This is a genomic window from Lactobacillus sp. UMNPBX6 (assembly GCF_002553975.1).
In the GTDB taxonomy this organism is placed as follows: Bacteria; Bacillota; Bacilli; order Lactobacillales; family Lactobacillaceae; genus Lactobacillus; species Lactobacillus gallinarum.
In genome coordinates this window covers 1-10,793 of record NZ_PCZD01000009.1, presented here as the reverse complement: position 1 = coordinate 10,793, position 10,793 = coordinate 1, and the positions used below count along the sequence as shown (strand labels likewise).

At 35.1% G+C, this 10,793-nt stretch carries 13 protein-coding genes and 1 pseudogene; 8 read left to right on the top strand and 6 right to left on the bottom strand.

Annotation, left to right across the window (positions count from 1 at the left end; translation table 11 throughout):
* Nucleotides 1-16 precede the first annotated feature (16 nt).
* From CP357_RS02700 to CP357_RS02685, 4 genes are all read right to left on the bottom strand, one after another.
* Entirely contained in the window at nucleotides 17-439 is a 423-nt protein-coding gene (locus CP357_RS02700) for a PAS domain-containing protein (protein ID WP_098036478.1), read from the bottom strand.
* Between the two features lie 138 nt (nucleotides 440-577).
* A complete protein-coding gene (locus CP357_RS02695) occupies nucleotides 578-1,480 on the bottom strand; it encodes a peptidylprolyl isomerase PrsA (protein ID WP_025005549.1) in 903 nt (300 codons plus the stop codon).
* A 117-nt stretch (nucleotides 1,481-1,597) separates the two neighbouring features.
* Complete coding sequence (locus tag CP357_RS02690) at nucleotides 1,598-1,933, bottom strand: hypothetical protein (RefSeq protein ID WP_098036477.1); 336 nt, start codon at nucleotides 1,931-1,933, stop codon at nucleotides 1,598-1,600.
* A gap of 9 nt (nucleotides 1,934-1,942) precedes the next feature.
* Nucleotides 1,943-2,380: an HIT family protein gene (locus CP357_RS02685; RefSeq protein WP_003627196.1), complete on the bottom strand. Its 438-nt coding sequence runs from the start codon at nucleotides 2,378-2,380 to the stop codon at nucleotides 1,943-1,945.
* Nucleotides 2,381-2,470: 90 nt separating this feature from the next.
* Between CP357_RS02685 and CP357_RS02680 the strand changes: the two genes are divergently transcribed.
* The 7 genes from CP357_RS02680 (at nucleotide 2,471) to CP357_RS10445 (ending at nucleotide 6,700) form a co-directional block, all read left to right on the top strand.
* A complete protein-coding gene (locus CP357_RS02680; protein WP_025005551.1) occupies nucleotides 2,471-3,214 on the top strand; it encodes an ABC transporter ATP-binding protein in 744 nt (247 codons plus the stop codon).
* The gene (locus tag CP357_RS02675) at nucleotides 3,207-4,406 is read left to right on the top strand and encodes an ABC transporter permease (protein WP_198995847.1); all 1,200 of its coding nucleotides are present in this window, start codon (nucleotides 3,207-3,209) and stop codon (nucleotides 4,404-4,406) included. The genes CP357_RS02680 and CP357_RS02675 overlap by 8 nt, the downstream gene beginning before the upstream one ends.
* A gap of 11 nt (nucleotides 4,407-4,417) precedes the next feature.
* The gene (trmB, locus tag CP357_RS02670) at nucleotides 4,418-5,071 is read left to right on the top strand and encodes a tRNA (guanosine(46)-N7)-methyltransferase TrmB (RefSeq protein WP_098036475.1); all 654 of its coding nucleotides are present in this window, start codon (nucleotides 4,418-4,420) and stop codon (nucleotides 5,069-5,071) included.
* A 69-nt stretch (nucleotides 5,072-5,140) separates the two neighbouring features.
* The gene (locus tag CP357_RS02665) at nucleotides 5,141-5,461 is read left to right on the top strand and encodes a thioredoxin family protein (protein WP_025005554.1); all 321 of its coding nucleotides are present in this window, start codon (nucleotides 5,141-5,143) and stop codon (nucleotides 5,459-5,461) included.
* 19 nt (nucleotides 5,462-5,480) lie between these two features.
* The gene (gene ytpR / locus CP357_RS02660) at nucleotides 5,481-6,128 is read left to right on the top strand and encodes a YtpR family tRNA-binding protein (protein WP_012212147.1); all 648 of its coding nucleotides are present in this window, start codon (nucleotides 5,481-5,483) and stop codon (nucleotides 6,126-6,128) included.
* 99 nt (nucleotides 6,129-6,227) lie between these two features.
* Entirely contained in the window at nucleotides 6,228-6,401 is a 174-nt protein-coding gene (locus tag CP357_RS10195; RefSeq protein ID WP_158227253.1) for a hypothetical protein, read from the top strand.
* A gap of 158 nt (nucleotides 6,402-6,559) precedes the next feature.
* Nucleotides 6,560-6,700, top strand: a complete 141-nt coding sequence (locus CP357_RS10445) for a hypothetical protein (protein WP_233187195.1) — start codon at nucleotides 6,560-6,562, stop codon at nucleotides 6,698-6,700.
* Nucleotides 6,701-6,918: 218 nt separating this feature from the next.
* Here the strand turns inward: CP357_RS10445 and CP357_RS02655 are convergent, their stop codons facing one another.
* Entirely contained in the window at nucleotides 6,919-8,238 is a 1,320-nt protein-coding gene (locus tag CP357_RS02655) for a hypothetical protein (protein ID WP_098036474.1), read from the bottom strand.
* A 94-nt stretch (nucleotides 8,239-8,332) separates the two neighbouring features.
* On the opposite strand from CP357_RS02655, the gene murC reads away from it, so the two are divergent.
* Nucleotides 8,333-9,646, top strand: coding sequence for a UDP-N-acetylmuramate--L-alanine ligase (gene murC, locus CP357_RS02650; RefSeq protein WP_098036473.1), 1,314 nt, complete (start codon nucleotides 8,333-8,335; stop codon nucleotides 9,644-9,646).
* Nucleotides 9,647-9,702: 56 nt separating this feature from the next.
* On the opposite strand, the pseudogene CP357_RS02645 reads toward murC, so the two are convergent.
* Nucleotides 9,703-10,635: pseudogene (locus CP357_RS02645) on the bottom strand (MATE family efflux transporter); the annotation flags it as partial.
* Nucleotides 10,636-10,793 lie beyond the last annotated feature (158 nt).

Sequence of the window (10,793 nt, the reverse complement as noted above, 5' to 3'; positions counted from 1 at the left end):
ACTGCTTTTTTAGTAATTATTTTTTGTGAATTATATTTATAAAATTACGCCATTTACTACCTTTAACCTGATAACTTTGGACGGGTTGAGTAACTTCTACGCAGCCTAAATATTTACCATTATCATCATGAAGGCTATAAAAAGAAATATTTAATGGCTGTCCGTTTTTGTGAATATTGATTGAAATTGAATTACGCTCACCTTCGTGCATTTGTTTTAAAACTGCTTTAACTCGTCCTTGTGAGTGACCGGGATGCACTTCGAAGACAGTTTTACCAATATCTTTCTCGGTTCTAGGAAAGATGCGATGCTCATTCATTGATGACCATACGACGATATCATTTTCATCAAGAACATCAAATTCTTGTGGAATGGTAGTAAAAATTGCGTTTAATTCGGAAAGTGATAAGTGACCACCTTTTAACTTGATTTCATTCATAATTAAAGCTTCTTTCTATACTTTAATTGTAGCATTAAAGCGGTTACTTACTCTGTTATTAAAAGGATAGATAATTAAGAGTAAAGAAAAAATCCGACTCTCAAGCGAGAATTGGATTTTTTAATTTAGTAAAATTTATTACTTAGTAGCACCAGTTGAAACGTAAGCTGATAATACATCCTTCAAGTCGTTATCCTTGATAGAAACGTCTGCCTTCTTCAATACAGTAGCAATAACGTCCTTCATAACAGCTTGATCTTGAGCCATTGATGCGTAAATTTCATCATCGATAGCCTTCTTGTGATCAGCAAACTTACCCTTAGCTGGGTGACTAATCATCTTGATTACGTGGTAACCAGATTGTGACTTAACTGGACTTTCAGTAACTTCACCAGTCTTAAGCTTGAATGCGGCAGTCTTGAATGCACTGTCTAAAGTGTTATCAGTTGAATCAAATGCAGGAAGCTTACCGGCTTTATTCTTAGTAGCAGTATCAAGTGAGTACTTCTTAGCTAAACTCTTGAAGCTCTTACCATCCTTCAATTGCTTGATAATGTCTTCAGCAGTTGACTTCTTAGCAACTAAAATGTGTTGAACAGTTACCTTAGGTTGGTAATTCTTCCAAGCTTCTTGTTCTTGCTTTTTAGAAATCTTCTTAATGTGCTTCAAAGCTGCTTCAGAAAGCAAGTTAGTCTTCAAGTTTTGCTTAAATGTTGAAGCGGTCATACCATTTTGTTGTAAAACAGCACTAAATTGTGAACCGTATTGCTTCTTGTAGTTGTTGTATTGCTTGTCAACTTTCTTTGATGAAACGTATTTGCCGTATTGTTGTTCCAAAGCACGGTTAATAATCATGTTAGCCAAAGCTGACTTACCAGCTTGAGACTTCTTCATTTCATCGTAGTATTGTTGTTGAGTGATCTTACCACCCTTGTATGAAGCAACAGTAGCATTGTTGCCGCTATTTGAGCAGGCAGCAGTAGATAAAGCAACACCAGCTACAGCAACAACTGCAGCAACTTTTTTCATATAACTCTTCATATAAATAAATCTCCACATCCTTAATTAAGTAACTGTCAACTAATATACCATAAAATTAGTTGTTTCGTTTTCAAATAAGCAATATTCATAAAAAAATCAAATTTTCTTTAATATTTCTTATTTAACGATATTATTTTCACCAAAATCTTGATTTAATTGATCACTTTTTTGTTTGATTTTATCAACAGTTGGCTCAATATGTCTTGAATATTTTTCAATATTATCACTGATATCACTAATAGTTCGTTCAGCTTGAGGCATTTGATCATTTAAATCTTGACTAGCTTTTTTGGCTTTTTGTAAAGCTTGATTAAAGCGGCTAGTTTCATGCTTAAATGCATCAAATTCATTTTTGAGTGGTTTGCCGGGACGATTGCCTTCGCTATCTTTCATGCAAGAAAAAACGGTTCCAGCTGCTGCACCAAAAATAGTACCTAAAAGAAAATGTTTCATTATTTCTCCTTAAAATTGAGCTTTAATCTTATCAGCTACTTCATTGTATTTTGCTTCATCGTATTGATCGGCGTTGTTACGAGTCATGAGCTTCAAGCCATCGCCTTCAAAACGAGGAATGAAGTGAATATGTGAGTGCATTACTACTTGGTTAGCTGACTTACCGTTGTTAGTGGTAATGTTCATACCAGTAACGTTAGGAAATGCCTTTTTGATTGCATTAGCAATTTCAGGAATGTATTGCAAATATCTTTGGGCATCTTCCTTAGTGTAGTCAAATAAGTTAGTGATGTGCTTCTTAGGGATCATCAAAGTGTGGCCTGGGTTAACTTGAGAAATGTCTAAGAAAGCTTTAACGTCGTCGTTTTCAAAGACAGTGTAACTTGGAACTTCACCGCGGATAATTTTGCAGAATAAACAATCGTCAACTAAATTTTTATTTTCCATATAATTACCTCTTATTTGTTAGACTTTAGTTTCTACTAATATCCATGATATTATAAAACATGATAGTTTACTAAGGAAAGAAACGAAGAAATGACATTAAAAATTGAACACTTAACTGGGGGCTATACTGGTGTCCCAGTTATTAAAGATATTAATTTGGAGATTAAGCCAGGAGAAGCACTGGGCTTAATTGGTTTAAACGGTGCGGGTAAGTCGACTACGATTAAGCACATTTTAGGTTTGCTTAGACCACAGAAGGGTAAGATTTTACTCAATGACGTGAATTTGACGATGCAACCAACCAAATTTAAGCGGCAAGTTGCTTATATTCCTGAAACACCGGTTTTGTATCCAGAATTAACGTTAAAGGAACATTTGGAATTAACCATGCTTAGTTATGGCCTTGATGCAAGTAAGTCATGGGATCGAGCACATGAATTGCTTAAAATGTTTAGATTAGATGATAAGCTTGATTGGTTACCAATTCACTTCTCTAAAGGGATGCGACAAAAGGTAATGATCGTGTCAGCCTTTTTAGCAGATACAAGCTTGCTCGTTATTGATGAACCATTTACTGGGCTTGATCCACTTGCGGTAGCCAATTTGATAGATTTAATTAAGCAGTCAATTGCTAACGGCAAGATGGTGCTGATGACTACTCACGTATTAGCTGATGCGCAACAAGCAATTTCTAATTATGCTGTTTTAAATCGCGGAACAATTGAAGTGATTGGCAATTTGCAAGAAATTCGTCAGCACTATGGTTTAAGGCCTGATGATCCATTTGATAAACTCTATTTAGCTTTGAATAGAGAGGATAATGGCAATGCGTGATTTAGCGAAAAAAAGGTTAAACGAAAACCTTAAGCAATCAGTTAAGTATTTAACACTGGTTTTCAATGACTTCTTTATTTTGGCTTTGATCTTTTTATTCGGGGCTTTGATGTTCTGGTATGCACAAGCCATGAAAGTGATCCCCAATAACTTATGGTTTTACAAGCCATTAGTGGGCTTTTTATTGTGGCTACCGCTATTAACGGGGCATTTGGTTACTTTGTTAAAAGATGCTGATATGCAGTTTTTGTTCACTCAAGATGAGCAGATGGATGAATATCTCAAACCAATGATCAAGTATAGCTTGGTTTTGCCAACAATCTTGATTGTACTCTTAGGGGGAATTTTATTTCCATTTGCTACGATTAAGGCAGGAATTCCAGTCTGGTCATATGCTTTAATTTTAATTGGGACGATTCTCTTAAAGGCAGTCATGATATTAATTGAAAAAGAGAATTTGTATTTTTACTACAATTTTCCTAATTGGGTTAGCTTATTAATTACCTTGGTGGTTTTATTAATTGGTAGCCTTGGTTCTTATGTATATCCGATTGAAGTCATTGTTTTAATGATGATGGGTCACTTAGGTACAAAAAAAGATAAGGGAGTTTTTAACTGGCGCTATGCCGTTGAAAGTGAAAAGGCAAGAAAAGACCGCGTTTACAGTATCTTTAGCATGTTCACCGATGTTGAAGAAAAACAAGTTACGATTAAACGTAGAAAATATCTTGATTTTCTTTTACCTAAGGCAATTGCTAAAGAAAATCCTAACTTATTCTTGTACCGGAGATCACTGCTTAGAAATCCAGAATACTTGAATTTATTAGTTAGAATGATAGTTTTTGCCATTTTGATTTCCTGGCTAGTACAAGATTGGCGCTGGGCACTTGGTTTGTCCTGCTTAGTTATTTTCTTGACCGTTTACCAATTATTGCCAATGGCAACCGAATTTGATTCAAACATCATGTATCGTGTTTATCCCATTGTGCGTGATAATCGCGGGAAAGACTTAGTCAAAGTCTTAAACTTAGGACTTTTGATTCAATGGTTATTAGTCAGCGTATTCTGGTTGATATTATTGCCAAATGATTCTCATCTTTGGATTAGTATTGTGGTATTGTTTGTCTTCACGATGATTATCAATTATGGTTATTTGCCAGTTAGAGTTAAACAACAAAAAATAAAGAGATAGGAATTGAAAGAATGAGATTAAGAAATAAACCTTGGGCTGTAAAGCTCGTTAATGAACATCCTGAAAGTGTTTTGCAAAATCCTGACCCTGACAAGAAGATTGATTGGGCAGCACGTTTTGGTAATGACAATCCGATTGAAATTGAAGTAGGTTCTGGTAAAGGAAATTTTATTACTACATTAGCTGAAAATAATCCCGATAAAAATTATGTAGCACTTGAACTTCAAACTACTGCAGCTGGGATTATTTTGAGAACTAAGCTTGAAAAGGGTCTAGATAACTTACAAATTTTGCGTGGGGATGCGGCTGATATTAACTGTTTCTTCCCTGAAAACAGCACAAATGTCATTTACTTAAACTTTAGTGATCCATGGCCAAAGACCCGCCACGAGAAGCGTAGATTGACTTATAAGAGCTTTTTAGCTAAATATCAACAAGTCTTAACTAATGACGGTCATATCGAATTTAAGACAGATAATTCTGGTTTGTTTGCTTATTCTGTGCAAAGTATGAATAATTTTGGGATGCACTTTGATTTCGTTTCAGTAGACTTACATCACGAAAAGCCTGAAATCGTGGAGAAGAATATTGAAACTGAATACGAGCATAAATTTGCTGCTAAAGGCAATCCAATTTATGCATTGCATGCAAGTTTTGAAGCATAGCACTTGTAAAATGAATTTTTAATCATTAAAATACTTATAAATAGTAAGCTGATAATGAGGGATAAAATTATGGAAAAGATTAAAGAATTAACAGAAGATCAATTAACAGAAATCACGAAGTCAGGCCGCGTTGTATTGGAATTTTCTGCAAACTGGTGCCCTGATTGCCGTTTCTTAGATCCATTCTTGCCAGAAATTGAAAAAGATTTCTCAGATGCTAAGTTTTACCAAATTGACCGTGATGGCTCAATGGATGTTGCAAAAAAATTAATGATTATGGGAATTCCTTCATTTGTTGTCTACCAAGATGGCAAAGAAATTGGTAGACTAGTAAATAAGGACCGTAAAACTAAAGATGAAGTAGAAAACTTTTTACGATCACTTGATTAAAAGGAGAAAATAGAGAAGCATGATTACTAGTACTAATAAAGAAGCTTATCCTAATACTTTGATCGTGATTATGGGTCATGATGAAGGCCGTAGTTCATTTGAAGAAAAAGAAGATGTTACTCGCGTAACTAACGATGAAGGCAAGACTATTGGTTTTAACTTTTTCAATGTTGATAAGTTAATCGACTTTGACAAGTTGCCAAATGGTCCAGTTAAGCTTTCAGATGATGAACTTGCAGCATTAAATAAGAAGCTTGCTGAAGTTGGTTTTGATGATAAGTTAGCTTATGGCAAGCCAACTCTTGTTTACGGCTACGTTAAGACCTGTGAAAAGCACCCAGATTCAGATCACCTTCACGTAACTACTGTTGAAGTAGGTGACGGTGAAGAACACCAAATCGTTTGTGGTGCTCCTAACATTGCACAAGGCCAAAAGGTTGTTGTTGCTCTTCCAGGTACTTTAATGCCAAATGGTGAACAAATTTGGCCAGGCGCTCTTCGCGGTGTTGATTCATATGGTATGATTTGTTCAGCTCGTGAATTAGGACTTCCACACGCACCACAAAAGCGTGGTATTATGGTTGTTCCTGACAACTTTGAAGTTGGTGCAGAATTTGAACCAACTAAGTGCGACGAATTGATCGCTAGTGGTGAAATTACCTTATAATTTGAATTTAGTATATAAAAAAGATTGCAACACCTGAATGGTTTTGCAATCTTTTTTTGATTTAATTTTGTATAATATATACTCAAAGGATATGATTTTATGTCAGATACTGAACAAATTATTCGCTCAATTAATGCCGTTAGTCTAATTGATGTTGAGCAACATTGTAATGATGCAAAAGATCAAAATGAATGGACATTATGGAATAGTATTTATAATTATATTCTGGCACAAAAACAGCAAAAACTTATTAGTCAAGGTGGACCGTATTAATGCCTATTTTGTATATTTTTGCTGGTGTGAATGGAGCGGGAAAATCCACATTAACTCAAAGTTAGTTTAATAAAGTCATACCATATGAAATAAATGCAGATGAAATAAGTCGTCGAAATGGTAGGGATTGGCAAGATAATTCTAAAAATTTAGCGGCAATGCGAATTGCCGCAAATGAATTAAAAGAACATATTAAACATCATGTAGGTTTATCATCAGCCGAACTGGCAATTGAGCGTGTTAAAATTCGAGTAGCAAACGGTGGTCACGGTGTTAGAAAAAATATGATAGATCCTTAAATACATTATACGAATTGATAAGAAAGTTTGATTCTGTAAGTATCTATGACAATTCAGGTGACTCATTAATTAGAACTTATCAGCGGATTGATAATAAGCATTTTATGACTTCTGAACTACCTAATTGGTCAAGAAAAATAATAGCACATGATAATTAATAAAAATATAAAGTAAAAAGTTGATAAACTAGTTTTGAAGCTAATTTATCAACTTTTTTGTTAGCTTAACCACCATTTGCCGTCTGGAGCTAGAGTGTACAAGCCAAGTTCTTTTGAAATCAATTTATTGTTTAAATTTTTGCTACAGGTGTAGTAAACGTATTTAACAAAATCACCATTGTCATTGTATTGCTCTTCATAATCACTGAAATACATTTGATGATTCTTCATAAATAGAGGCAGTTTACTTTCAGTACAAGTTAGGGTGAATTTTTCAGGGAAAACACCTTTGACTACGGATTTTTCTGTTTCTGAGTTCTGATCAGTATTGCTGATTAATTGTACTTGATTATCAGAACGTATTAGATATAGATCATTTAAATTTACCGCATTTAATGAGCAGGTAAAAATAATTTCTGCTTCTTGTTCAGGATAGTATTTAAAAATATGTAATTCGTTTGCTTCAATGTTTACTTGAGTAAAATAGAAAAATCCATCATTGAAAATTGCTTCACCGTAACAAATATTAGGCTTAGCTGAAAATGGTGAAAGAATTTTGCCAGTCTTTTGATCAAAAAAGATCAGACGATTACCAGGATAGATTCTATTTTTCCAATAACTCTTACGTAGATCTTCAAAATTAGTATAATCAGAAATTGTTACCCAATACCGATCTTGACCATTTAACGGGTGCTGTTCTCCCCAATAAGGCAAGATGAAACTATCATTAACTTTTTGCCATAGACCATTAGATAGCAAGATGATATTTCCTTGCATGTTGTTGAGAACATGATCATTAAAATCTTTGATGATTATCCGATCAGGAATGTGTTCGTATTCGTTATCTGAATAAAAGTCACTATTTTGTTCAAAGTAAAGCTTGTTATCATCGATGAAAAGCAGGCTTTGATCGGGTTCATTAACTACGGAAAATTTTTGCGGATAGTAGAAGTCAATGGCATCATTAAAAGAAGCAATCCAGACATGTGCTCGATCATTAACTAGCGATAAATTAAGAGTATGTAAACCAGTAAGTGGCATTTGATGAATAATTTCAGGTTTTTGACTAGGAAGATATTTGAATAAGGTTAGTTGATCTTGATCAAGTTGGGCATGTAAAAAATAGAAATAACCATTTTGGTAGATAACGCTAAAGAAGAATTGGTTTTCTTTACGTGACATCGGTTCAAATTTTTGTCCAGTTTGAAAATTGAAGAAGACCAATTGATTACCTGGAAAAGGATTATCTTGCCAGTATTTGTCAGTAGTTAAATCATAAATATCGATTGTGCTATCTTGGCAGTCAACGCCGTAGCGTGATTGACCTTGGACGATTGTTAAGTCATTGCCAGTTACGGGAGAAAATTTATCAAATTTCATATTGGGTACCTTTCTGTAATTTTTCAAAATTATATCATACAAAAATGGTAAAATAGTTAACGAATAAAAACGTTAAAAATTCGAGGGTAAATAAATGTTAGACAAGAATAAGCAAATTTGGTTCATTGGTATTAAGGGTACAGGTATGGCATCCCTTGCCTTGCTTTTACATGACTTAGGCTACAACGTAGCAGGTAGTGATATCGAAAAATATACTTTCACTCAAGTGCCACTTGAAAAAGTAGGAATTGATGTTAAGAACTTTGATCCAAGCAACATCAAGAGTAACGATGAACAAGTAATCGTTAAGGGTAACGCCTTCAAGGAAGATAACCCAGAAGTTAAGGCATGTCTTGATAAAGGCGTTAAGTGGCAAAGCTACCCAGATACTGTTGAAGAAATCGTGCAAATGCACACTTCAATCGGTATTTCAGGTACTCACGGCAAGACTTCAACCACTAGTCTTTTGTCACACGTTTTAGGTGAAGTTGCACCAACTACTTACTTAATTGGTGACGGTCGTGGTAAGGGTGTTCCAGACTCACGCTTCTTCGTTTACGAAGCTGATGAATACCGTCGTCACTTCTTGGCATATCACCCAGATTACCAAATTATGACTAATATCGACTTTGATCACCCAGATTACTTCAAGGATCAAGCTGATTACACTAGTGCATTCCAATCAGCTGCTGATCAAACTAAGAAGGCACTCTTTGTTTGGGGCGATGACAAGCGTCTTCAAAGCCTTAAGACTGATATTCCTAAGTATACTTATGGCTTTAAAGATACTGATGACTTCCAAGCCGTTGACATTAAGAAGTCAACTACTGGTTCTAAGTTCCATGTTTTAGCACATGGCAAGGATCTTGGCGAATTTGAAATTCACTTGTTTGGTGACCACAGCATTTTGAACTCAACTGCTGTTATTGCGGTTGCCTACACTGAAAAGGTACCAATGGATGACATTCGTGATGGTCTTCTTACCTTTAAGGGTGCTAAGCGTAGATTTAGTGAAAAAGACTTTGGCGACATTGCAGTTATTGATGACTATGCTCACCACCCAACTGAAATGCGTGCAACTATCCAAGCTGCCCGTCAAAAGTTCCCAGACAAGAAGTTGGTTGTCGTCTTCCAACCACACACTTTCTCAAGAACTAAGAAGTATCAAAAAGACTTCGAAGAAATTTTACGTGGCGTAGACAAGGCTTATGTAACTCCAATTTATGCTTCAGCTCGTGAAGCTAATGGTGATATTTCAAGCGAAGACTTAGTTAAAAATATTCCAGGTTCTGAAGTAATTGATTTGGATAATATTGCTGATTTAACTAAGAATAAGAATTCTGTCATCGTATTTATGGGTGCCGGCGATATTCCTAAGTATGAAGACGCTTTTGAAAAATTGCTTTAATTGAAAGATAAGCATGAAAAAAACTGTTCTCAATAAGAGAGCAGTTTTTATTTTGGCTAATCTTTGATTTTATCCTTGAGATCCAGGCTCTTTTCATAAATAAAGTAACCGATGATGCAGGTGATGATATCACTGGCTGCTTGAGCCCAAACGATACCGTGGTAGCCAAATGTGACTTTTAGAATTTCTAATGCGATAAAGTAGACAACGCCTTGACGAGTAATTGCCATGATGAAGGCAGCCCAAGCATTACCTACTGATTGGAAGACGGTAGTGTAAACTAAAATGATACCAACGATTGGTGTAGTAATGATGGTCGCAATTAACATGTAACTGCCGGCATTAACGATATCTGGTTGATTCATAAATAAAGCAGTAACTGGACGAGCAAAGAGGAACAACAGTCCACCTGAAACTACAGCGTAGACAACTTGTACAAGAATATCAAAGTTTAGAATTTTCTTTAATCGTTTCCAGTTTTTAGCACCATAGTTGTAACCAATTAAAGGTTGTGAACCAAAGGCAAAACCAACGATTACCAAGATAACGATACTGTAAATCTTTTGGGTGATTCCCATTGCGGCAACTTTGTTTGCACCGTATAGAGCTAAAGATGAGTTAAGAAGTGCCATGCCAAAGCTTTGAGCGAAGTTGGTGATTGAACCGGGGATGCCGATTGCTACGATATCTTTGATTGTTTTGCCGCTAATTTTGCTATATTTTAGCTTTAATTTGATGTAGTCAGTTTTGTATAAAACGTAGTAAATGAGAATAGCATCAGTGACTAGATAACCTGTAACGTTGGCAATCCCAACACCGATTGCACCCATTTTGAAAACAAACAAGAAAATAGGATCAAGGATGATAGCTAAAATGGTTCCCGTCATTGTAGCAACCATTGCTTGGGTAGCTAAACCTTCTGTTCTGATTAAGTTCTGCGGAATGATTGAGAAGATAATTGGCGCAGCGCCAATTGATATAGTAAGAAATAATTAACTAAATTAGATCATATTATTAGTCTTGATGTAATAATATGATCTTTTTATTTTCTTTTCGCCTATTTATTGAATACATATGATATAATATTAGTTAAGTCATGTGGTGATAAGTCAATGTAAATTGTAAATTTTATTTTTAATTAGTTTGT

What these genes read in the sequence shown, in the direction of transcription:
- CP357_RS02655 (WP_098036474.1), bottom strand. Translation starts at nt 8,238, where the DNA reads ATGAAATTTGATAAATTTTCTCCCGTAACTGGCAATGACTTAACAATC.
- CP357_RS10195 (WP_158227253.1), top strand. Translation starts at nt 6,228, where the DNA reads ATGTCAGATACTGAACAAATTATTCGCTCAATTAATGCCGTTAGTCTA.
- CP357_RS02695 (WP_025005549.1), bottom strand. Translation starts at nt 1,480, where the DNA reads ATGAAGAGTTATATGAAAAAAGTTGCTGCAGTTGTTGCTGTAGCTGGT.
- CP357_RS02690 (WP_098036477.1), bottom strand. Translation starts at nt 1,933, where the DNA reads ATGAAACATTTTCTTTTAGGTACTATTTTTGGTGCAGCAGCTGGAACC.
- CP357_RS02675 (WP_198995847.1), top strand. Translation starts at nt 3,207, where the DNA reads ATGCGTGATTTAGCGAAAAAAAGGTTAAACGAAAACCTTAAGCAATCA.
- ytpR (WP_012212147.1), top strand. Translation starts at nt 5,481, where the DNA reads ATGATTACTAGTACTAATAAAGAAGCTTATCCTAATACTTTGATCGTG.
- CP357_RS02665 (WP_025005554.1), top strand. Translation starts at nt 5,141, where the DNA reads ATGGAAAAGATTAAAGAATTAACAGAAGATCAATTAACAGAAATCACG.
- CP357_RS02680 (WP_025005551.1), top strand. Translation starts at nt 2,471, where the DNA reads ATGACATTAAAAATTGAACACTTAACTGGGGGCTATACTGGTGTCCCA.
- CP357_RS10445 (WP_233187195.1), top strand. Translation starts at nt 6,560, where the DNA reads ATGCGAATTGCCGCAAATGAATTAAAAGAACATATTAAACATCATGTA.
- CP357_RS02685 (WP_003627196.1), bottom strand. Translation starts at nt 2,380, where the DNA reads ATGGAAAATAAAAATTTAGTTGACGATTGTTTATTCTGCAAAATTATC.
- trmB (WP_098036475.1), top strand. Translation starts at nt 4,418, where the DNA reads ATGAGATTAAGAAATAAACCTTGGGCTGTAAAGCTCGTTAATGAACAT.
- CP357_RS02700 (WP_098036478.1), bottom strand. Translation starts at nt 439, where the DNA reads ATGAATGAAATCAAGTTAAAAGGTGGTCACTTATCACTTTCCGAATTA.
- murC (WP_098036473.1), top strand. Translation starts at nt 8,333, where the DNA reads ATGTTAGACAAGAATAAGCAAATTTGGTTCATTGGTATTAAGGGTACA.